Raw genomic sequence first — 21,179 nt, forward strand, 5'->3', positions numbered from 1 at the left:
GGAAATTTCGTTGCAATTTCCTATACATTAAAAAAGCACAGGATAGATTCTATCCTGTGCTAATATAACTTCTGATAAATGTCGCGTTTTTGCCGTAAATCAATCACCGAAACTAGATTATAGTCCCGATCATATGATTGTTAAGTATAACCTTATTATACACGCTTCATGTATTCGCCAGTTCTAGTATCGATAGAAATCTTATCTCCCTGGTTAACGAATAATGGAACATAAACAGTTGCGCCTGTTTCAACAACAGCTGGCTTTGTAGCACCTTGTGCTGTATCACCCTTAAAGCCTGGCTCTGTATCAGTAATTACAAGCTCAACAAATAGTGGAGGCTCGATAGCAAATACATTGCCCTGATGAGAAAGCATCTTAACCATATCGTTTTCCTTAACGAATTCTAAGGAATCACCGATTGCTTCTTCATTTAAAGCGATCTGGTCAAATGTTTCAGTATTCATAAAGTGATATAATTCACCGTCAGAATATAAATACTGCATGTCACTTCTTTCAATATGAGCTTGTGGATATTTTTCTGTAGGGCGGAAAGTTCTTTCAGTTACACCACCGTTTTTAATATCTCTTAATTTCGTTCTAACAAACGCTGCACCCTTTCCTGGTTTTACGTGCTGGAACTCAATTACCTGATAAACTGCATTATCAATCTCTAATGTTAGGCCATTTCTAAAATCGCCTGCTGATATCATAAAAAAATCCTCCTTAAAATCAACTACATTATAGTCTATATTACTTGTCCATTTTTTTCAACTATTTTTTTCAAAATCCTATATTTTATTGAAAAAATTTATACAATTTGTTACCTTTTATTTATTTTTAAGTAACAAGATATAAGCAAAACCTAGCTCAATAGGTTTCATCTCATTAGGTTTCCCCCTATAGCTCGATGAGTTCTTTCGGTGAATTAGTAAAATTAATACAACCGTCCTTCGTTAATACAACTAAATCTTCGATACGTACTCCACCAAAATCCTTAACGTAGATACCAGGTTCTACAGTCAAAGTCATATTCTCCTGCACGATATCCTCAGATTTCAGGCTTGCACGTGGTGATTCATGAATAAATAGCCCAACGCTATGTCCAAGTCCATGCCCGAAACACCCCTCATAACCTGCGTTATAGATAATATCTCTCGCAATTTTATCGATATCTCGACCAACCATTCCGGCTTTTACTTGATTTAAAACAGCCATCTGAGCTTCTAAGACAGTTTGATAGATCTCTTTTTGTTTTTCACTTGCCTTACCTACAACAATTGTTCTTGTCATATCAGAACAATAGCCATTGTATAAACATCCAAAATCAAGTGTTAAGAAGTCACCTTTCTCAATTTTCTTTCTAGATGGAACAGCATGTGGCATGGAAGAATTAATACCAGATGCAACGATTGGATCAAAAGATATTCCTTCCGCACCATTTGTTTTCATAATATACTCAAGCTTTGCAGCAATTTCTATTTCAGTTACACCAGGCTTAATCTCATCAAGGATTTTAGAAAATGCGATGTCACCAATATGCTCTGCTTCTTTAATAAAAGATAACTCTTCTGTAGTTTTCACCATACGAAGGCTTGCAAGTTCACCGTGGTAAGGAATCAGGGTAACATCACCCAATTCTTTCTTAAGCTTTGAGTACTCCGCATAAGACATTTCCTCTTCTTCGAAACCTAAGGATTTAAGGTTTCCTTCCATAACCACTTTTGCGATTGTTTTTGCATAGCCATCGTTTGCTATATCAATTACTTCATAACCGACAGCCTCAGCTTGAGCTTGAAAAATATAACGAAAATCAGTAAATATGATTTTTCTGTCCTTAGAAATGTAAGCGTACCCTGTATCACCGCGATATCCTGTAATATAGCGTATGCTATGGCGATTCGAAATTAAAATACCATCGCATTGTAATTCTTTCATTATATCCAAAACTTTTTGCATCATGTTATTATCCTCCTATAACGTTCTATTTAGTATTCCCAAGGTATGCTTTATTAATCGTTTATCATAGAAAGCAGGGCATCTACTGCTAATAAGTATCCTTGTAAACCTAATCCCACAATCTGACCAATACATACCGGCGCAGTTACAGAAACATGACGAAATTCTTCTCTCTTGTGTACATTAGAGATATGTACTTCAATCTTAGGTATCTCAATCGAAGCTAGAGCATCACGAATTGCATAACTATAATGTGTATATGCACCGGGATTTATAATAATCGCATCAGTTTTGTCAGAATATGCTTCCTGTATTCGGTCAATGATTTCACCTTCCCCATTGCTTTGAAAAGTTACAATCTCAATTCCTTCTTTTTTAGCCTTCTCTTCTAGTATTGATAGTAAATAAGGATAGTCCTCTTTACCATAGATTGCCTTCTCCCTTATTCCCAAGAAATTAATATTCGGACCGTTGATTACTAAAATCTTCATCTTCTACCTCTGTTCCTGCGCTTTTAAACAATTATTCTCTTGTTCCTGTGCTTTTTGCGCAAATATTCTCATTCATTAATATTCTCTTGCATTAATATTCTTTTGCATTAATAAAATCTCTTGTACTATCCTATCAACTGATTTGTCTTCCGTTTCGAGAACCATGTCGGCGAGGGCCTCATAGATTGGTACTCGTATCTTTAGCATCTGTTCGATTGCACCGAGTGGATCTTCACACTGAAGTAAAGGTCTTGTCGTATCATGTTTAAGCCTCTGATACGTTACCTCCTTCGAAGTCTTTAAAAATATTACATAACCAATTTCACGAAGTAAACTTGCATTCTCTGCGCGAAGTGGCATGCCACCACCAGTAGATATCACTGTTTGATTCAGAGTTTCTTGATACTTTAAAAGAAGATTGGTTTCCATGAAACGAAATGCCTCTTCCCCCTTACTCTGAAACAACTCTGAAATCGTCATCTGACAGCACTTCTCAATTTCATTATCGGTATCCAGAAACTTCATAGATAAGGCACTGGCTAAACTAATACCAACACTACTTTTACCGGTTCCCATAAAACCAATTAATATAATATTGTTCTTTTTCATAGGGCTCCCATCATGAACGTTTCTTTTGCTTTGCTAGCTTACGTTTATAAAAACATAAAACAATCCGTTCTAATAGACGTTTGATCACAATTTGAATTTCTTCCTTTTTCCCAATTGGCTTAACAAGATAACTCTTAATGCCCGCGCGATTAGCACCATAAACATCCGTAAATACCTGGTCTCCAACAAAAATCGTATTCGTTTTGTCTGTCTTCATATATTCCATCGCTTTTAGATAGTTTTTTATGGAAGGTTTGTGAGCATTAAAAATATACTTAATTTTAATTTTTTGATTGAACCTTTTCACACGTTCTTCCTTATTATTAGAAATTAAACATACTTCAAACCCAAGCTTTTTTAATTTTTCAACCAAAGCTACTGCACGTTCACTAGCATCTGCACCATGCTCCACTAGAGTGTTATCAATATCAAAAATAATTCCGCGATAACCATTCTTATATAATTTTTCATAATCGATTTCATAGGATGACTCTACGTATTCGGTTGGATAAAATTTTTGAAACATAGTAACCTCTTTCTATTTTTTTGCTTAACGGATTCGTCCGAAAGATTTCATTCTTCCATCGATGAAATGAATGACATGTCACATCTGGAAAGCGTTCAAAAAGATGTGTATGTTCTCCGTTACTGAAGAGTAAAATTCATAGAAACCATTCTTTTTACTTAACTTAGGTTTGACATATCAAAAATTTCTATGCATCACGAGCACTCTTCTAGTTGATAATTATAACGAATGTCTTTACGATATTCAAGCATTTTGGATGATAAAGGTAGTTTTCCTTTAAAAACTAAACTTTGCTATATCGTTTATTCTATATGATCATTTTTTTGCCTTGCGAAAGGGAAAAAGAAAGGCTATAATAAATGACATGTTTAAATATTAAAATTAAAAAGTTTCCTTTAATGAAATTACACGCGATTTGCTTTAATTCACTAATTTAGGTTCAAAAATGTAAGCCCTTACACTTTATTAAATAGAATTATCCTAGTAAATGCTATTGATTTTTCAATGTTAGTGATATATAATAAACTTACAATTTAATAAAAACACATAAGATAATTGTAAGCGCTTATATTTACAATAAATATCAGTTTAATACAATTGTCAAAACAATAGATAGATGTAATTAATATCTTTTTATTGTTTAACAAGTGAAGCAGTAAGTTGCCTTACTTGATAGGAATAAATACAGGCAAAGGATTCTTTACATACCTTAGCTTGTCTGATTTATTATTATATTATATGGAGGTCGTAAAAATGGATTTTGCAAAGAAGTTTTCCCTTGAAGGTAAAATCGCTTTAGTAACTGGTGCTTCTTATGGTATCGGATTTGCTATTGCTAGCGCATACGCAGAAGCTGGCGCTACTATCGTTTTCAATGATATCAAACAGGAGTTAGTTGACAAAGGTATCGCTGCTTACAAAGAAGCTGGTATCAATGCTCATGGTTATGTATGCGACGTAACAAATGAAGATCAAGTAAATGCAATGATCGCGCAGATTGAAAAAGAAGTTGGTGTAATCGACATTCTTGTTAACAATGCTGGTATTATCAAACGTATTCCTATGATTGAAATGACAGCTGCTGAATTCAGACAAGTTATCGATGTAGACTTAAATGCTCCTTTCATCATGGCTAAGGCAGTTATTCCTAGCATGATTAAGAAGGGTCATGGTAAGATTATCAACATCTGTTCTATGATGAGTGAATTAGGTCGTGAGACTGTATCCGCTTATGCTGCTGCTAAGGGTGGTCTTAAGATGTTAACTAAGAACATTGCATCTGAGTATGGTGAATTCAACATTCAGTGTAATGGTATTGGACCTGGATACATCGCTACTCCACAGACAGCTCCTCTTCGTGAAGATGGACATCCATTCAACAACTTTATTATTTCAAAGACTCCAGCTGCTCGTTGGGGTGAGCCAGAAGATTTAGCTGGCCCATCTGTTTTCTTAGCTTCTGATGCATCTGACTTCGTAAATGGTCACATCCTTTACGTTGATGGTGGTATCTTAGCATACATCGGAAAACAGCCTAAATAATAAAAATATAGAAGCTAGAATGGCGTTTCTATTATAATGTTATAAAAAAAGAGCTTTTGCAAAATAGATGAGTAATCATTTATGGAGCAAAAGCTCTTTTTTTACAATGAGCAAAAGCAGGTTCCGAAAGACCTGTTTTTGTATTATGTTGTCCGACTACTAATCCAAGTATGGGAGGCCTTAGATTACACGAAGTTAACATAAACTTTTTGTGGCTTCATGCAAGGAAAAGGCCTCAGATCATAGCACAATTACTCGCTTTAGAATGAGCAACTAGAATAATGTACTCAAAGGCAACAAAAATATGATTCTTATAATAATATCTCAATACCACAAAAGAGCGTCGCTCCGTAGCTATTGATTAGTTATTTTACAACGCTCCCTTTTTTGTCGATTGTTTTCTATTGGACTATCAAGGTAGAAATTGCATAGAGTAACTACGTTCAAAGCTCTCACCCATATCAAGTTCATTAATATACTCTTTCTCACTTAATTCCCCATCAAATTCTTCCGAATCACATCTTCCATACCAAGGTTCAATACATACAAATGGAGCGTTCTTTCCTGCTGGTGACCATAAGCCGAACAAAGGAGTATCAAATTTCACTATAACATAAGGCTTATTATCCGCTTTACACAGTGCCACCTCATTTATACGACTTTGTTCTATTATCAAAGCATCACGATCAAAAAGTCCTTTTTCTAATTTAAGATATCCGTATTCCTCTTTTTTTACTAAATCCATTTGATAAGTATTTTCCTGTTTCAAGCCATTTTCCATATTAACAATAGAATAAGTAAGAGCATTAATGTGCGGAAAGCGGAAAGAATACTCTTCCTGTAAAGTTCCTTCCACTAATGGACAAGTAAACCCAGGATGAGCCCCTATCGCAAAATACATCTTCTCCTTCGAATAATTCTCAACTCGATAGAAAACCTGTATTGTATCCTCTTCTAACTCATAACCGATCCATAATATAAACTCAAAAGGATAACATTTTTTTGTCTCCTCATAAGATGATAATTTAAACCAGATTCGATTCTTCTCTTTCGTTTGCATTACAAACTCTTTATCTCTTGCAAATCCATGTTGTGTCATCGGATAAGTAATTCCTTTGTGTTGATACTGCTTTCCCTTTTGCGTTCCTACAAAGGGAAACAATATCGGAGCATGACGCCCCCAATATTTTGGATCTCCAGACCATATATATTCTTGTTCCTCTAATTCTCCAGATATTCTATTCTTTCTTTTTACAGAGAGTAATTCAGCCCCTTTGGTGTCAAAGGTCGCCATTAACTGTGCATTTTCAAGATAAACTTTTGCCATTCCTTATCCCTTTCTTTACCTTTTTTGGCATGCCTGGATAAAAGCACGAAAAATAAGCTGTGATGTCTTATCAACCTCATATAGTTCTTCTGGATGCCATTGAACCCCTAGTAAAAAAGGATAGTCTCGCATCGCTACTGCTTCGATGTAACCGTCATTCGAATAACCAACAATTTCTAGGCCCTTAGCAACATTGCATATTACTTGATGATGATAGCTATTAACCATAATTTTTTCAGTATTAACAATATGATGTAGCAGTGTACTTTTCTGCACATTTACGTAATGAGTTGGTACATCACCTCTGGATTTTTGATAATGACCAACATTAGTATTCGATGATTTAAGATGTTCTATATCTTGATAGATGTCCCCACCTAAAGCGATGTTGAGAACTTGGATTCCTCGGCAAATTCCTAAAATAGGTTTCCTCAAATCCAAAATATAGGGAAGTAGCCCTATCTCAAGTATATCCCTTGCTGGTTGTATCACTCTACATTCCCAGGTAGAATCTTCCCCCCAATAAAAAGGGCTCGCATCTGGTCCTCCCGGGTACAATACTCCATCTAGCCATGGTAAAAGTGCTATTAAATCGCTAAGCTCTTGATACAAAGGGAGAATGACAGGAACTCCACCCTCCTTCTGAATTGCTTTCACATAGAACTCTTCTATCTTTATCCTTTTTGTTTCAATTTCATATTGCGGTAAGATACCTATAATGGGTTTTTCCATGTTTTATCCTGCCAATAATCAAATCTTATTATATCATACGGATTCCTTATGTAAACATGAATAAATTATAAAATAAAAAGCGGAAACAATGAAATTCCTTCGTAAGAAGCATCAACTATTGCTAATGCCTCTACCTCGGTAAGTTACTATTGTTCCCGCTATTATATATTATTACTCTAATTCTTTAAGTTCTTAGTTCTTTAAGTTCTTTGTTCTTTAAGTTCTTTAAGTTCTTTAAGTTTTGATCTAGTTTAAACCTATCATAGCTTATATTATCTATTCCTAAGTCACAAAGAAACAAGTAATAAACTATTTCGTTAAAACTCTCTACATCATCCAACTTCTTCCGAGTTTGAATATTTTTCAGATTCTTCAATAACTCTCTGTTGAACATCACTAGGTGCTTGTTCATATCTAGAAAATTCATAGGAATATTCTCCAATACCACCAGTCATGGAACGTAAATCCGTAGCATAGCCGAATGTTTCTGCGAGAGGGATATCCGCTATGATTTCTTGTTTCCCATTATGAAGAGGATTCATACCTAACACTCTACCTCTCCTTCGGTTTAAATCACCCATAATATCACCAGTAAATTTATCCGGAACTTGTACCTTTAAGGTAACGATAGGCTCAAGAAGGGTTGGAGAAGCATCCATTACACCTTGCTTAAAGGCTTGAATCGTAGCCATCTTAAATGCCATTTCAGAAGAATCTACAGGATGATAGGAACCATCAACCAAGGTTGCTTTTAGACCAACAACCGGATATCCTGCCAAAGGCCCTTTTAATACACTTTCAGCAATACCTTTTTCTACCGCTGGGAAGAAATTCCTTGGAACAGCCCCACCAAATATATTTTCTTCAAATACATAAGGAAGTTCCATATCACCAGATGGTTCAAACTCAATATGAACATCGCCATATTGTCCATGACCGCCAGATTGCTTTTTATATTTTCCTTGAACACGTACTTTTTTACGAATCGTCTCGCGATAAGGTACTCTTGGCTTCGTAATTTCTATATCTACTTTATAGCGTTGTAACATTTTACTAACTACTACTTCTAATTGCTGTTCTCCGATGCCATATAGCAGAGTTTGACGATTTTCTTTGTCATTTATAACACGTAAGGTTAAATCTTCCTCCATTAACTTCTGTAGTGCTTGAGAAACTTTATCGTCATCTCCTTTATTCTTAGTTCTAAATCTTTGATAAGCATATGGTATCGATAATTTCGGACGTGCATAAACAATCGGAGTTGCTTTCGTTGATAGTGTGTCACCAGTTACAGTATTCGATAATTTACCAATGGCACCAATATCTCCAGCATACAACTCTTTTACTTCAATTTGATCTTTACCACGTAATACATAAAGTCTTGATAATTTTTCTTCAGTATCCTTATCTGCATTATAGATTACAGAATCTGACTTTAGCACTCCCGAACATACTTTTATTAATGAGAATTTACCGATAAACGGATCTGCAATCGTTTTAAAAACAAAAGCAGTCATTGGTTTGTTTGCATCATAATCCGCTGCAAAATTATCGTTCGTTTTGGTATTTACACCAGTAAGCACTCCCTTATTCGGCGATGGAAAATACTTCTCAATTGCTTCAAGCACCATTCTGGTTCCTTGAGCATGTAAACCAGAACCCATAAGAACTGGTACGATACTACAATCAATCACACTGCTTCGTAGGGCTGTAGAAATCTCCTGAGGAGTGAATTCTTCTCCTTCAAAATATTTTTCCATTAACTCTTCACTGGATTCCGCTACCGCATCTAATAAAGCTTCACGATATTTATTCACGTATTCCATGGAGTAATCTGGAATTTCACATTCTACATAATCACTTAACTTTGTAAATCTACGACCTGCCATCTTTACAACATTAACAAAACCAACAAATTTTTCATTCTCACGTATTGGTGAGTGAAATGGTGCTATCTTTTTTCCATACAATTCTTCCAAACGTTCTACTACAGCTCTAAAACTAGCATTATCATCATCCATATCAGTTACAAAGAACATTCTTGGGAGTTTGTTTTTTTCACAATAATCCCAGGCTTTCATTGCACCAATTTCAACGCCTGATTTAGCTGAAACAACAATTATCGCAGCATCACATGCAAGCAATGCCTCTTCCACTTCTCCTACAAAATCAAAATAACCTGGCGTGTCTAGTAAATTAATCTTCGTGTCTTCCCAGATTATCGGTACAACTGTAGTGCTAATAGAAAAAAGTCGTTTATTTTCTTCCTTGTCATAGTCACTGATTGTATTACCTTCTTCGACCTTGCCTTGTCGGTTCGTAATTCCTGTTGTGTAGGCGATGGCTTCTACTAACGTGGTTTTACCACAGCCACCGTGTCCTAGCAATGCAACATTACGAATCTTCTCATACTTGTAAGTCTCCATGTCTGTTGTCCTCCATTACTTTATAGTCAAACTGCCTTCCAATGCAATAAGTACTTTCATTGGATTACATTTGCTGTATGGGGTATAGCCTGTTCCCTCATATATATTTTACCTAATTTTCAATAAACTTACAACAGTTTTATGCATTTATCACAAATCTATTTTTTAATATCCATTTAATCTAAACAATCTACATAAATCTAATAAATGTGACACTTTAGATCTATTTTATCACAACTGTGAGACAGACCTATGTTATGTTACAATAAAGACAAGCGAAAATTTGTTATTATTATTCCTACTAATCTATGTGCTTAATCCTATTTATGCCTTGATTTTACATGTATATGGATTATTTCCCATCTTATTCCACACTTTAAAGCGTTGCGCTTTAAACCGTTACGCTTTAATGTATCATAGTATTGACATTAAAATTAAAATAAGGTACAATACAATTCAGATTTTAGTAAATACTATACATATGTTAGGAGATAAAGTTATGATAATCGTTATGAAGCCAAATGCAAAAAAAGAGTCTATTGACAATATACTTAGACAGATAAAAGAAAAAGGACTTGATGTGCATATCTCGGCTGGTAAAGAAGTCACCATTATTGGTGTCATTGGAGACAAAAGCAAATTATCCTGTTGTAATCTAGAGATTGCAGAGGATGTTGATCATATTCTACCGGTAACAGAGACCTATAAGTTGGCAAACAAAAAATTTCATCCGGAACCATCTATCATTAAAGTTGGTAGTACAACCATTGGTGGCGACGAACTTTGTGTTATGTCCGGTCCATGTGCAGTAGAAAGTGCTCAGCAGGTTCTTGAAACAGCGATTGCAATTAAAAAGTCAGGTGCAACCATCTTAAGAGGTGGCGCTTACAAGCCAAGAACTTCCCCTTACTCATTCCAAGGTCTTGAGGAGGAAGGCCTAAAGTATATGAAGGAAGCAAGAGAAGCTACAGGGCTTTCGGTGGTATGCGAAGTGACTAGTCTTGCTGCAATTGAAGCGGCAGTAAAGTATGTTGACATGCTGCAAATTGGAGCAAGAAATATGCAAAATTTCTATTTATTAAAAGAAGCTGGTAAAACTGGTTTACCTGTTCTTTTAAAAAGAGGCCTAGCTGCAACCATTGAAGATTGGTTAAATGCTTCCGAATACATTATTTCAGAAGGTAATCCAAATGTAGTCTTATGTGAACGAGGCATACGAACCTTTGAAACCGCAACAAGAAATACATTAGATATTAGTGCGGTTCCAGTTATTAAGCATAAGAGCCACCTTCCAATCATTGTGGATCCAAGTCACGCGACCGGAGTTAGACGTTATGTGGCTCCTCTTGCAAAATGTGCAATAGCTGCAGGTGCCGATGGTTTGATGATTGAAACCCATCCTAATCCAGCTACTGCGCTTTCCGATGGTCCACAATCTTTAACCTTTGAACAATTCGATGAATTATGTAAGGAATTGCGCCCATACGCTCAGTTAGCAGGAAAACGCTTCTAGGAAGGATGGATCGCATATGAAACAATTATGCATAGGATTTATTGGCCTTGGTTTGATTGGTGGCTCCATCGCCAAGGCCTTACGGGCTAATCATTATCCCTGTACTATCGTTGCCTATGAGAAAGAGGATGTTTCCTCCATTGATTATTTGCAGATTGCTTTATCCGATGGTACGATTAATAAAATCAGCCATAACCTAACGGAAGATTTCGCTAGCTGCGATATTATCTTTTTATGTGCACCAATTCAAGTTAATATATCCTACTTACCTCAATTAAAGACATGTATTAAAAACACATGTATCTTAACTGATGTTGGAAGTGTGAAATCAATCATGCATACTGCGATTTCTAGTTATGATTTAGAGCAACATTTTATTGGTGGACATCCAATGGCTGGTTCTGAAAAAAGTGGATATCTAAATTCTAGCGAGTTTCTTCTGGAAAATGCCTACTATATCCTTACTCCAACAAATAAAGTAGCGAAGAAACAGGTATCATTGTTAACGAATATCATAAAGAGAATCAATGCAATCCCGATTGTACTTGATCCAAAAGATCATGATAGTATAACAGCTGATATTAGTCATGTACCACACATTATTGCAGCAGAACTTGTTAATCTAGTAAAAGAATCCGATGATTCCACAGAAAAACGTAAATTATTGGCGGCAGGCGGATTTAAAGATATTACTAGAATTGCTTCCTCTTCTCCTGCTATGTGGCAAAATATCTGCATTACGAATAAAGACAGTATCATACATAGTCTAAAAAAGTTTCAGAGTAATTTAGATCAGGTAGTCACTGCTTTAGAAAATCAGGATTCTGAATATCTCTATCAGATATTCGAATCTGCTGGTATCTACCGTAATCAGATTCCAAATTCCAAAGGTATCATTCAACGTATTTATGAGTTATATATCGATATCACTGACGAACCTGGAGCAATTGCCATCATCGCAACCCTACTTGGAAGTAATGGTATTAGTATAAAAAATATCGGTATCATACACAACCGCGAATTTGAACAAGGTGTGCTTCGTATTGAACTCTATTCAGAAGAAGCCTTACTAAAAGCAAAGAAATCTTTACAATCCCATAATTATGTAATATATGAACGATCTTAGGATTATACTCCAGATATAAATGATTTTTTGTTATTTCAAAGGATAAGGTATGCAAATGTAATATCTTAATCAACTTAGAATGAGAATCAGAAAGGAACTTGTATGAAATTTCATAAAGTGAAACAAATCAATGGTACTCTTTCCGTACCAGGTGATAAGTCCATATCGCACCGTGCAGTTATGTTTGGAGCATTGGCAGAAGGAACAACAGAAGTCCACAATTTCTTGAAAGGTGCCGACTGTCTCTCAACGATACAGTGTTTCCGGCAATTGGGAATCGATATAGAAGAAGACATACAAAACCAAGTGATTCGCATTCATGGAAAAGGACTTTACGGATTATCTCCTTCCTCTTCTATTCTAGATGTGGGTAATAGCGGAACGACACTCCGTCTTATCTCTGGTATTTTAAGTGGCCAGCCATTTGAAAGTAATCTGACTGGTGATTCCTCTATCCAAAAGCGTCCAATGAATCGTGTCATTACCCCTCTTAGCCTCATGAATGCCGATATAAAAAGTGTTCTTGGCAACGGTTGTGCTCCACTTTGTATTAATGAATCTTCTTACCACTCAACAAAGTCAACCTTAAAAGGGATTCATTACAATTCACCCATCGCTTCTGCTCAAATCAAGTCTTCTGTCCTCTTAGCTGGTCTTTATGCAGAGGGTGAAACTTCAGTAACAGAGCCAAACGTATCAAGAAACCATACCGAGCTTATGCTAAAAGAGTTCGGTGCAACACTTGCTGTAAATAATAAAACAGTAACGATCCAACCAGAGCCAAGATTATTTGCACAAAAGGTTCAAGTACCAGGTGACATCTCTTCCGCCGCTTATTTTCTTGCTGCAGCCTGTATACTACCTAATTCTGAGCTTGTTATTAAAGATGTTGGTGTCAATCCAACACGCGATGGTATCATAGATGTCTTAGTTTCGATGGGTGCTGACATTACAAAAGAAAACTTAAAGAACCAAGATGGTGAAGCAATATGTGATCTAAGAGTGAAAAGCAGTAATCTTCATGGCACTACGATTGAAGGTGGTATTATTCCTCGTCTTATTGACGAAATTCCTGTAATTGCCGTTATTGCATGTTTTGCAGAAGGAGAAACAATCATTAAGGATGCCACTGAATTAAAGGTAAAAGAATCAAACCGAATTGATGTTATGGCAAAACAGCTAAACAATATGGGAGCTAATGTTATTGCAACCGAAGATGGTATGATTATACACGGAGTTCATAAACTTACTGGTACAGTCATCGAAAGTAAAGAGGATCATCGCATCGCAATGTCCTTCGCAATTGCAAGTTTAAAGGCTGAAGGTGAGACAATAATACAAGGCGCTGAATGTGTAAACATCTCTTATCCAGAGTTTTATCAAGATTTACAACGTCTAACGAGCCCTTATTAGCTAGATACTTTTCAATAAATAATATAATATGATGGACTACCCCCTTAGTAATAGCAACAAGAAAAAGCACGCTTCGCGAACTTTTCCTTGTCATGTATAATAAAAAAAGCTTTTCTCATCTTGCTTCTAGTAAGATGGGAAAAGCTTTTTATCTATAAGTTTGCAACTATACTCTATTCTTTGGATTATACTCTATTATTCCTTTGCACTTGGCTGTTCGGTTGGCTGCCCAGCCTGCTGTTTATTATAATCATCTTCCATTAACAATAGTATAGAACGGAAGTAACCTTCCTCCATATTATCGCTAAAGATGTCTCGTAAATAGTTCTGTGGAATCACTGACTTAACTTCTGCTAAGATCGTTTGATCATCTACATATTCTTTATTTATACGATCTATGAGAGCTGTTAATTTAGTGTCCCATAATTCTTTGTCCACATAATCGAAGATATCGGTCTTAGTTGTAGGATATTCGTCACGAAGTAACTTAATTTCATAATTCCAAAATTCAGTATATGGATTCAGTCCTTTACTTTCAGCATCTGAATTGGCCACAGCTGCTCTAAGACTTTCTAATGTTCTGCCACGATCGTTTGTATCTAATTTACTGTCGATATTATTGTTCACGTAAATTGTCACTTCTGTTACAATTAACAACAAAATCACAAGAATTATCAACCTGCCATACTTTTTCATTTTTCATTGTCTCCTTATATAAAACTTACACGTTGCACTTGAATGAAAACACTATTTTTGTAAACGCTTTCCTTAAAATATTTGTATTCACTCTCAACGTTTCTCTTTTTATATGAGATTGTAACTAATCAAAATGATTCATTTCCCGTTACAAGGACCTCACAAAAAGTTTCTATATTTATTATACAATAAGACGACAAATTTTCCTATTAATATTTTATAAAATTATGAAAACGCTTACATGGCGTTAAAACTTCTTTAGTCTCTACTCTTTTATTCATTGAATCATCGCAGTAATGTTATGAGGTGCTAAGTATTTGCGCTACAAATATGATTATCGGATCATTAACTTAGTTCCGATAATATGGAACGATCAAATAACATCCGCTATGTATGGTATCGTTTTTTAAAGAATTACTTTCTTTTATTACTTCAATATAATTTTCTATACTTTTATATTCCTCGGTGTAATATTTCGTAGCAATTGACCATAGGCTGTCCCCTGCTTTAATTTCAACACTTTGGAAGGTTTTATATCTTACGGTATTCTGATCAGCATATGCAATCTTTGTTGGAACAATCGTTACAAGATATAATAATATGACAACAACAAACAAAAAGCCTAATGCTTTATGATTAAAATGATATTTCATAAAACTTTTAAATTCTTCTGAGTAATTTTTAACACTTCTCTCTCTCATAGTACCCTCCATTATAAACTAAACTATGTAATAGGATTCCATTTTCAAAAACAGAACATGTGTTTGGAACATATGTTTTCTTAATTATATCGAACATATATTCGAATGTCAATAGTTTGTTTATAATTCTTCTGAAAAATCGAACATAGGTTTTGCATTCTTTATTTCTTTATGTTATAATAACAATAGTTAAGTTACTTATTTACTATATTTTGATTTTCTACTACTAATGAATCAAAATATAGGTAACAAGTTTGATACTTGTTTTGAAAACAAACTTAAGTTTCTAGTTTTTTAGGAGTTAGATATATTATAAGTTGTGGGATTGATTATAGAGATAACTATAATATCAATCTTTATGATCAGTTTTATTATCAATTAAACGAAGAACAATCCTAGCAGTTATATGATCAAAGAATTATAAGTTACACAGAAGTACATAACAATGGCTTTCTGATATAAAGGGATAAAGAATGGAGGTATCCAAATGGGATATGGAAAAATAAGTGCAAAACAACAGGAGATACTAGACTACTTAAAGGCACAAATAATAAGCAGAGGTTATCCACCTGCGGTTCGTGAGATTTGCGAAGCCGTTAATTTAAAATCTACTTCTTCTGTTCATTCCCATCTAGAGACGTTAGAAAAAAACGGTTACATAAGAAGAGATCCTTCAAAACCGAGAGCAATTGAAATCGTCGATGATGAATTTAATCTAACAAGAAGAGAGCTTGTGAATGTACCAATCGTTGGAACGGTTACTGCTGGGCAACCTATTTTAGCTGTGGAAAATATTGATGGATATTTTCCAATACCAACCGAATATATGCCGAATGAGCAAACTTTTATGTTAAAAGTAAAAGGTGATAGTATGCTCAATGCTGGTATTTTCAATGGCGATCAGATTCTAGTAAAAAAACAGACTACAGCTGAGAATGGGGATTTTGTCGTTGCGTTAATTGACGATTCTGTTACGGTTAAGACTTTTTATAAAGAAAAAGGGCATTATCGTTTACAGCCAGAAAATGATTTTATGGATCCTATTATTGTTGAGGATGTTCAGATTCTTGGTAAGGTAATTGGATTATTCCGCTTATTCTAAATCTGATTTGTAAATCAATCTTCTTAGCGAATATCACTCTATGAAATTATTCGCTAAGAAGATTTTCGTAAAAAGCAACTAAGACTATAGAACAAATTATCTATTTTAAAGAAGCAACCAATAAAAAGTTATAAAAAAAACTCGAGTAAAAATATAGAAGCAAGTTCAGCTTCTTTATTTTTACTCGAGCTTTTTTTATTTACTCCATTAGGCTGTCTTTAGAAACATGCTTTCCATCTCTCCAGATTCGTTCCAAATCATAGAATAAACGGTCTTCCTTTGAAAAGATATGAACGACAACATCACCAAAATCCATCAATACCCATCCTGAAGATTTTACACCTTCAATTCTCTTTGCATGATAACCGTTCTTCGCTAATTCCTCGTCCACTGCTCCAACCATAGCCTCTACTTGAGAAGGATTGTTACCATTTGCTATCACAAAATAGTCTGCAATGACAGAGATGTTACCAATTTCAATTACTTTAATATCTTCTGCTTTCTTATCTTCTAAAGCTTTGAATGCAAGGCGTACCATTTCCTTCGAATAATTTTTCATTCGTTATTCTCCTTATTCTGATTCTAAAATTTCTATATTGTTATAAACATGTGCTTTTATAACAATCATTATCCTTTGCTTACTTTTACTTTATAATATTCCAGTGCATCAATTGACATACCGTCTATTAAGCGGTTGTTCCGTTTTAAGAATTGTAAGGTATTATCGAGTGCATAATAAACCGCTAAGTCAAGATCTTGAAACGCCGTAGTTCTGATTACATCAAGTGTAGGCCTTGTATTCTGCGTTCTATGAACCTCTATATAGTCAGATAGAAATATATTTTTTTCCAAAAATGTCATTGCAGGTTTTCCTGTCGTATGGAAAATAATCGAAGATAAAATTTCATCATCACAAATACCATATTTGGTTCTCGCATAATAGGCACCCAACTTCCCGTGTAATAGCATCGGACTATTTCGCTCACATTCTGAGATCAAAATCCCAGCCTTATTACATTCTTTCAATGCTTCCTCAAAGGGTATATATTTTGCGTTATCATGAAGCAAACCCGCAATCATTGATTTTTCAACATTTTCCCCGTAACACATCGCGAGGGATGCTGCCATATAAGCTACCCCAACTGTGTGTACATAACGCTTGGCGGGTAATAACTGTTTCATCTGCTCCTCAATCTGCTCTACGAATTGATTCATCGCTTCCTTATCAATCGCTCCAACTTTAGAGATAGAATCCGTGTTCTATAATATAGCTTCTCACGGCTTCCGGTAAAAAATATCGGATTGACTGTCCTTTCTTTACTCGTTCTCTGAGCATTCGTGATGATACTTCCAACATTGGTACTTGTAATAATTCAATCTTTGCCTTATATTTCTCGTTTAGCTCCGTCATCTTCTGCACCATAAGGTCATTGTCTTTATCATCCCGTTGTGCTGCTACGATATAAGCTTTTTCCATCACGATCTCTGGCCTGGACCATTTCTCAAGTTCGAATAAAGAATCTCCTCCAAGAATAAAATAAAATTCTGTATCCGGATATTTCTTTGATAACTCAAGTAATGTGTCCGCAGTATACGTATTTCCTTCTCTATGAAACTCCATATCGGATACAGAAAAATATGGATTATCAGCAATCGCTAATTCAATCATATGAAATCGATGTTCTTCTTCAATTAACTCCGATAATGGTTTATACGCTGGTCGTTTGGAAGGTAAAAACATGATTTCATCCAAATGAAACTGCTCATAAGCAGCTTCAGCAAGCAATAGATGAACGAAGTGGACAGGATTAAACGTACCACCCATGATACCAACTTTTCTCATAACCGTTTCACTCCCACTACTTTGGCAATTCGATTTTTTTCTTTTCCTTAGACTCACGATATAACACAATTTTTTTCCCGATGACCTGAACAACTTCTGAATGAGTACGCTCTGATAATACAGAAGCGATTTCTCTCGGATCATCTAAACAGTTTTTTAAGACTGATATCTTAATTAACTCTCTCGCCTCTAATGCTTCACTGATGCCAGTTGTTAGCTCAGGTGATATACTCGCCTTACCAACTTGAAATATTGGATCTAAGTTCATAGCAAGACCCTTTAAATATGCTCTCTGCTTACTTGTCATACTTACCTCTATTCTAGCATTTTCACGCTACTATTTATAATAATCAAACTCAAGACCATACATACGTACGGAATCGCCTTCCTCAATTCCCAACTCCTCTAATTGATCTAAGATACCATTTTCTTTTAGGAACCTCTGGAAGAACTCAAAACCTTTTTCTGTATCTATGTTTGTATAACCAAGCATTTTTTCAATACGAGGTCCTTCCACAACATAGACATTTTCAACTTCATCAAACTCAACTGTATAAGGCTCATCCATCACGATGTTTTCCTCTGGGAAGTATTCCTTCTCAAATATAATTGGAGAATCATCCACTGTTTTTAATACATCACTCACATGATAAAGTAATTCTTTGATACCTTTTCCGCTAACTCCAGAGATTGGGAATACTTTAATTCCCTTTGATTCGAAAGCTTCTTTGATTTTATTGATTGCTTCTTCTTCCTCTTCACCATATAAAACATCAATCTTATTAGCAGCAATTACCTGTGGTTTTAATAATAATCCTTCATTATAAGAGGCTAATTCATGATTGATTTTCTCAATGTCTTCTACTGGATCTCTACCCTCGGTTGATGCAGCATCTACAAGATGTATGATAACCTTTGTCCGCTCAATGTGTTTTAAGAACTCATGTCCTAAACCAATTCCCTCCGATGCACCCTCAATCAAACCAGGAATATCAGCGATAACAAAACCATCTGCACCCTCTAAATCTACAACACCAAGGTTTGGATTTAATGTAGTGAAATGATAATTTGCAATCTTTGGTTTTGCGTTGGTGACACGAGATAATAAGGTAGATTTGCCTACATTCGGAAATCCTACCAATCCAACATCCGCGATTACCTTAAGTTCTAACGTAACATTTAGCTCCACAGCCTTTTGTCCTGGCTGAGCATATTTAGGTACCTGCATTGTTGGTGTCGCATAATGCTGATTACCCTTACCGCCACGGCCACCTCGTAGTATAACCTCTCTACGATTTTCATGAGACATATCAGTAATAACTTTACCTGTTTCTGTCTCTTTTATAATGGTACCTTCCGGAACCTTTATGATTAAATCTTCTCCATTTTTACCAGAACAACATTTTTTACTACCGCTTTCACCATCACTGGCACAGTATTTTCTCTTGAAACGGAAGTCACCAAGGGTATTTAAACCTTCATCAACTTCAAATATTACGTCTCCACCCTTACCGCCGTCGCCTCCATCAGGACCACCAGCAGCGACATGGGCTTCACGACGAAAAGAAACACATCCATCGCCACCTTTGCCGGAGCGTAAATAAATTTTTGCACTATCTGCGAACATCATAACCTCAATTCTGGCACTTTAGCGCCTTTTGAAAACAATAATAACTATAGGAGAAGTAGATAGTTCTTTATACGTATCTACTATCCCTTAGAAAGAGAACATGCGCCCTTTATCAAAACACAATCCTCAAAATAATATCAATCTATATAAAACTAATCTATAATAACTTTAGTATTTCACTCTAGTCATTTTTCATCAATGGAAAATCTTCTCTATCTTCCATCGAATAAAAGGGCTGTTTCAAAATGAAACCTCTTGCAAACATTCGTCGACTTTACGTGCGATTGTTTGTCACAATAGAAAGAACTCTAAGAAACTCTCTACTATGAAGAAAAAGACTCATTTTGAAACAGCCCTCTAGTGTATCGTTGTACTAAATTATAACGATGAATACAAGATGAAGCGGTAAGCCGTCTCTCTTGTTCAAATTATTTAGCTTCTACTGGGTAAACACTAGCTTGTTTCTTGTCTCTACCCTTTCTTTCGAACTTAAGAACACCGTCTACTAAAGCAAATAATGTATCATCTCCACCACGTCCTACGTTAACGCCTGGATGAATCTTAGTACCACGTTGTCTGTAAAGAATGTTTCCAGCTAATACGAACTGACCGTCAGCTCTCTTCGCGCCAAGTCTCTTAGACTCAGAATCTCTACCGTTCTTAGTAGAACCAACACCCTTTTTATGAGCGAAAAATTGAAGGTTCATCTTTAACATGACCTACACCTCCTTATATAATAGGTTCGGATACCATCACATCTGCTACTGTATCCGTTTGTCGATTTTAATATAATCACGCCCAAATTCATCTTCAATTCCTTGAAGTCCGAGTAGTAAAGAGTATAATAATACCTCTGCACGATCGGATAGATTTGAGACAACTTTAAATTCTATCAAACCCTTTTTTTCATCTTCTTTAAAATCAAAAATATCTGAAGTAAATGTTTCAATAGAATTAATGGTATTTATCACAAGAATCGATACGGCAGAACAAACGATATCCTGACCAGACTCTGCATAACCTGCATGCCCTATACATCGAAACCCATTAATTTTACCATCTTTATTCTGATGAATTGATACTTTAACCATATCAACCTCTCACCAATGATTAAGCGTTGATCTTGTCAATCTTAACCTTAGTATAAGCCTGTCTGTGACCGTTTTTCTTGTGGTATCCGGACTTTCTCTTATATCTGTAAACGATGACTTTCTTATTCTTGCCTTCTTCTACAACTGTTGCGGAAACATTAGCACCAGCTACAGTAGGATTTCCTACTACAACCTGACCGTTGTTTACAACAAGAACTTGGTCAAAAGATACAGTTGCACCAGCTTCTACACCAAGCTTCTCTACTTTAATGATATCGCCTTCGGCTACTTTGTACTGTTTACCACCTGTTGCTATAATTGCGTACATATGGCACCTCCCATTATCATTACTCGCCAACTATGGTGCCTGTCTAGAAATAGACAGAACTTGAACCTCGTTGTGCGGCACACTAAAGAAGTTTATCATAACTCAACGTGATTGTCAATAAGAA

At 35.6% G+C, this 21,179-nt stretch carries 23 protein-coding genes; 5 read left to right on the forward strand and 18 right to left on the reverse strand.

The window, feature by feature from the left end; translation table 11 throughout:
- Nucleotides 1-155 precede the first annotated feature (155 nt).
- From efp to CC92_RS0103535, 5 genes are all read right to left on the reverse strand, one after another.
- Complete coding sequence (gene efp / locus CC92_RS0103515) at nt 156-713, reverse strand: elongation factor P (RefSeq protein ID WP_029504439.1); 558 nt, start codon at nt 711-713, stop codon at nt 156-158.
- Nucleotides 714-900: 187 nt separating this feature from the next.
- Entirely contained in the window at nt 901-1,962 is a 1,062-nt protein-coding gene (locus CC92_RS0103520; protein WP_029504438.1) for a M24 family metallopeptidase, read from the reverse strand.
- A gap of 50 nt (nt 1,963-2,012) precedes the next feature.
- A complete protein-coding gene (gene aroQ / locus CC92_RS0103525; protein WP_029504437.1) occupies nt 2,013-2,450 on the reverse strand; it encodes a type II 3-dehydroquinate dehydratase in 438 nt (145 codons plus the stop codon).
- A gap of 75 nt (nt 2,451-2,525) precedes the next feature.
- Nucleotides 2,526-3,059: a shikimate kinase gene (locus CC92_RS0103530; protein WP_034218482.1), complete on the reverse strand. Its 534-nt coding sequence runs from the start codon at nt 3,057-3,059 to the stop codon at nt 2,526-2,528.
- 10 nt (nt 3,060-3,069) lie between these two features.
- Entirely contained in the window at nt 3,070-3,585 is a 516-nt protein-coding gene (locus CC92_RS0103535) for a YqeG family HAD IIIA-type phosphatase (protein WP_029504435.1), read from the reverse strand.
- A 753-nt stretch (nt 3,586-4,338) separates the two neighbouring features.
- Between CC92_RS0103535 and CC92_RS0103540 the strand changes: the two genes are divergently transcribed.
- A complete protein-coding gene (locus CC92_RS0103540) occupies nt 4,339-5,127 on the forward strand; it encodes a gluconate 5-dehydrogenase (RefSeq protein ID WP_029504434.1) in 789 nt (262 codons plus the stop codon).
- 412 nt (nt 5,128-5,539) lie between these two features.
- Here the strand turns inward: CC92_RS0103540 and CC92_RS0103545 are convergent, their stop codons facing one another.
- From CC92_RS0103545 to CC92_RS0103555, 3 genes are all read right to left on the reverse strand, one after another.
- Complete coding sequence (locus tag CC92_RS0103545) at nt 5,540-6,454, reverse strand: aldose 1-epimerase family protein (protein ID WP_029504433.1); 915 nt, start codon at nt 6,452-6,454, stop codon at nt 5,540-5,542.
- Between the two features lie 15 nt (nt 6,455-6,469).
- Nucleotides 6,470-7,186, reverse strand: coding sequence for a gamma-glutamyl-gamma-aminobutyrate hydrolase family protein (locus CC92_RS0103550; protein WP_029504431.1), 717 nt, complete (start codon nt 7,184-7,186; stop codon nt 6,470-6,472).
- A gap of 332 nt (nt 7,187-7,518) precedes the next feature.
- Nucleotides 7,519-9,612 (reverse strand): elongation factor G, encoded by a 2,094-nt coding sequence (locus CC92_RS0103555; RefSeq protein WP_029504430.1) that lies wholly within the window; start codon nt 9,610-9,612, stop codon nt 7,519-7,521.
- Between the two features lie 499 nt (nt 9,613-10,111).
- Here CC92_RS0103555 and aroF point away from each other — a divergent pair, with 499 nt between their 5' ends.
- The 3 genes from aroF to aroA all read left to right on the forward strand — a co-directional run bounded on the left by aroF (nt 10,112) and on the right by aroA (nt 13,664).
- Complete coding sequence (gene aroF / locus CC92_RS0103560; RefSeq protein WP_029504428.1) at nt 10,112-11,125, forward strand: 3-deoxy-7-phosphoheptulonate synthase; 1,014 nt, start codon at nt 10,112-10,114, stop codon at nt 11,123-11,125.
- Nucleotides 11,126-11,141: 16 nt separating this feature from the next.
- Nucleotides 11,142-12,251: a prephenate dehydrogenase gene (locus CC92_RS0103565; protein ID WP_029504427.1), complete on the forward strand. Its 1,110-nt coding sequence runs from the start codon at nt 11,142-11,144 to the stop codon at nt 12,249-12,251.
- 102 nt (nt 12,252-12,353) lie between these two features.
- Entirely contained in the window at nt 12,354-13,664 is a 1,311-nt protein-coding gene (aroA, locus tag CC92_RS0103570; RefSeq protein WP_029504426.1) for a 3-phosphoshikimate 1-carboxyvinyltransferase, read from the forward strand.
- Between the two features lie 195 nt (nt 13,665-13,859).
- Here aroA and CC92_RS0103575 read toward each other — a convergent pair whose 3' ends face one another.
- Together CC92_RS0103575 and yneA are read right to left on the reverse strand one after the other, a co-directional pair.
- Complete coding sequence (locus CC92_RS0103575) at nt 13,860-14,360, reverse strand: hypothetical protein (RefSeq protein ID WP_029504425.1); 501 nt, start codon at nt 14,358-14,360, stop codon at nt 13,860-13,862.
- Nucleotides 14,361-14,710: 350 nt separating this feature from the next.
- Nucleotides 14,711-15,061 carry a cell division suppressor protein YneA gene (gene yneA, locus CC92_RS20695; protein WP_051650858.1) on the reverse strand — a complete coding sequence of 117 codons (351 nt, stop codon included), beginning with the start codon at nt 15,059-15,061 and terminating at the stop codon, nt 14,711-14,713.
- Between the two features lie 487 nt (nt 15,062-15,548).
- Here yneA and lexA point away from each other — a divergent pair, with 487 nt between their 5' ends.
- Complete coding sequence (gene lexA / locus CC92_RS0103585; protein ID WP_029504423.1) at nt 15,549-16,163, forward strand: transcriptional repressor LexA; 615 nt, start codon at nt 15,549-15,551, stop codon at nt 16,161-16,163.
- Between the two features lie 199 nt (nt 16,164-16,362).
- Here lexA and rsfS read toward each other — a convergent pair whose 3' ends face one another.
- The 8 genes from rsfS to rplU form a co-directional block, all read right to left on the reverse strand.
- A complete protein-coding gene (rsfS, locus tag CC92_RS0103590; protein WP_029504422.1) occupies nt 16,363-16,722 on the reverse strand; it encodes a ribosome silencing factor in 360 nt (119 codons plus the stop codon).
- Between the two features lie 68 nt (nt 16,723-16,790).
- Nucleotides 16,791-17,378, reverse strand: a complete 588-nt coding sequence (gene yqeK / locus CC92_RS0103595) for a bis(5'-nucleosyl)-tetraphosphatase (symmetrical) YqeK (RefSeq protein WP_029504421.1) — start codon at nt 17,376-17,378, stop codon at nt 16,791-16,793.
- 25 nt (nt 17,379-17,403) lie between these two features.
- Nucleotides 17,404-18,006: a nicotinate-nucleotide adenylyltransferase gene (gene nadD, locus CC92_RS0103600; RefSeq protein ID WP_029504420.1), complete on the reverse strand. Its 603-nt coding sequence runs from the start codon at nt 18,004-18,006 to the stop codon at nt 17,404-17,406.
- A gap of 16 nt (nt 18,007-18,022) precedes the next feature.
- Nucleotides 18,023-18,313 (reverse strand): ribosome assembly RNA-binding protein YhbY, encoded by a 291-nt coding sequence (gene yhbY / locus CC92_RS0103605; RefSeq protein ID WP_029504418.1) that lies wholly within the window; start codon nt 18,311-18,313, stop codon nt 18,023-18,025.
- A gap of 30 nt (nt 18,314-18,343) precedes the next feature.
- Nucleotides 18,344-19,633 carry a GTPase ObgE gene (gene obgE, locus CC92_RS0103610; protein WP_029504417.1) on the reverse strand — a complete coding sequence of 430 codons (1,290 nt, stop codon included), beginning with the start codon at nt 19,631-19,633 and terminating at the stop codon, nt 18,344-18,346.
- A gap of 431 nt (nt 19,634-20,064) precedes the next feature.
- Nucleotides 20,065-20,352, reverse strand: coding sequence for a 50S ribosomal protein L27 (gene rpmA / locus CC92_RS0103615; RefSeq protein WP_012200563.1), 288 nt, complete (start codon nt 20,350-20,352; stop codon nt 20,065-20,067).
- 45 nt (nt 20,353-20,397) lie between these two features.
- Nucleotides 20,398-20,727: a ribosomal-processing cysteine protease Prp gene (locus CC92_RS0103620; protein WP_029504415.1), complete on the reverse strand. Its 330-nt coding sequence runs from the start codon at nt 20,725-20,727 to the stop codon at nt 20,398-20,400.
- A gap of 19 nt (nt 20,728-20,746) precedes the next feature.
- Complete coding sequence (gene rplU / locus CC92_RS0103625) at nt 20,747-21,055, reverse strand: 50S ribosomal protein L21 (protein WP_029504414.1); 309 nt, start codon at nt 21,053-21,055, stop codon at nt 20,747-20,749.
- Between the last annotated feature and the right edge of the window lie 124 nt (nt 21,056-21,179).

The sequence above is a fragment of the Lachnoclostridium phytofermentans genome, assembly GCF_000733755.1.
In the GTDB taxonomy this organism is placed as follows: domain Bacteria; phylum Bacillota; class Clostridia; order Lachnospirales; family Lachnospiraceae; genus Lachnoclostridium; species Lachnoclostridium phytofermentans_A.

Coding starts and splice junctions, on each gene's coding strand:
- efp (WP_029504439.1), bottom strand. CDS start 713: ATGATATCAGCAGGCGATTTTAGAAATGGCCTAACATTAGAGATTGAT.
- CC92_RS0103520 (WP_029504438.1), bottom strand. CDS start 1,962: ATGATGCAAAAAGTTTTGGATATAATGAAAGAATTACAATGCGATGGT.
- aroQ (WP_029504437.1), bottom strand. CDS start 2,450: ATGAAGATTTTAGTAATCAACGGTCCGAATATTAATTTCTTGGGAATA.
- CC92_RS0103530 (WP_034218482.1), bottom strand. CDS start 3,059: ATGAAAAAGAACAATATTATATTAATTGGTTTTATGGGAACCGGTAAA.
- CC92_RS0103535 (WP_029504435.1), bottom strand. CDS start 3,585: ATGTTTCAAAAATTTTATCCAACCGAATACGTAGAGTCATCCTATGAA.
- CC92_RS0103540 (WP_029504434.1), top strand. CDS start 4,339: ATGGATTTTGCAAAGAAGTTTTCCCTTGAAGGTAAAATCGCTTTAGTA.
- CC92_RS0103545 (WP_029504433.1), bottom strand. CDS start 6,454: ATGGCAAAAGTTTATCTTGAAAATGCACAGTTAATGGCGACCTTTGAC.
- CC92_RS0103550 (WP_029504431.1), bottom strand. CDS start 7,186: ATGGAAAAACCCATTATAGGTATCTTACCGCAATATGAAATTGAAACA.
- CC92_RS0103555 (WP_029504430.1), bottom strand. CDS start 9,612: ATGGAGACTTACAAGTATGAGAAGATTCGTAATGTTGCATTGCTAGGA.
- aroF (WP_029504428.1), top strand. CDS start 10,112: ATGATAATCGTTATGAAGCCAAATGCAAAAAAAGAGTCTATTGACAAT.
- CC92_RS0103565 (WP_029504427.1), top strand. CDS start 11,142: ATGAAACAATTATGCATAGGATTTATTGGCCTTGGTTTGATTGGTGGC.
- aroA (WP_029504426.1), top strand. CDS start 12,354: ATGAAATTTCATAAAGTGAAACAAATCAATGGTACTCTTTCCGTACCA.
- CC92_RS0103575 (WP_029504425.1), bottom strand. CDS start 14,360: ATGAAAAAGTATGGCAGGTTGATAATTCTTGTGATTTTGTTGTTAATT.
- yneA (WP_051650858.1), bottom strand. CDS start 15,061: ATGAGAGAGAGAAGTGTTAAAAATTACTCAGAAGAATTTAAAAGTTTT.
- lexA (WP_029504423.1), top strand. CDS start 15,549: ATGGGATATGGAAAAATAAGTGCAAAACAACAGGAGATACTAGACTAC.
- rsfS (WP_029504422.1), bottom strand. CDS start 16,722: ATGAAAAATTATTCGAAGGAAATGGTACGCCTTGCATTCAAAGCTTTA.
- yqeK (WP_029504421.1), bottom strand. CDS start 17,378: ATGAATCAATTCGTAGAGCAGATTGAGGAGCAGATGAAACAGTTATTA.
- nadD (WP_029504420.1), bottom strand. CDS start 18,006: ATGAGAAAAGTTGGTATCATGGGTGGTACGTTTAATCCTGTCCACTTC.
- yhbY (WP_029504418.1), bottom strand. CDS start 18,313: ATGACAAGTAAGCAGAGAGCATATTTAAAGGGTCTTGCTATGAACTTA.
- obgE (WP_029504417.1), bottom strand. CDS start 19,633: ATGTTCGCAGATAGTGCAAAAATTTATTTACGCTCCGGCAAAGGTGGC.
- rpmA (WP_012200563.1), bottom strand. CDS start 20,352: ATGTTAAAGATGAACCTTCAATTTTTCGCTCATAAAAAGGGTGTTGGT.
- CC92_RS0103620 (WP_029504415.1), bottom strand. CDS start 20,727: ATGGTTAAAGTATCAATTCATCAGAATAAAGATGGTAAAATTAATGGG.
- rplU (WP_029504414.1), bottom strand. CDS start 21,055: ATGTACGCAATTATAGCAACAGGTGGTAAACAGTACAAAGTAGCCGAA.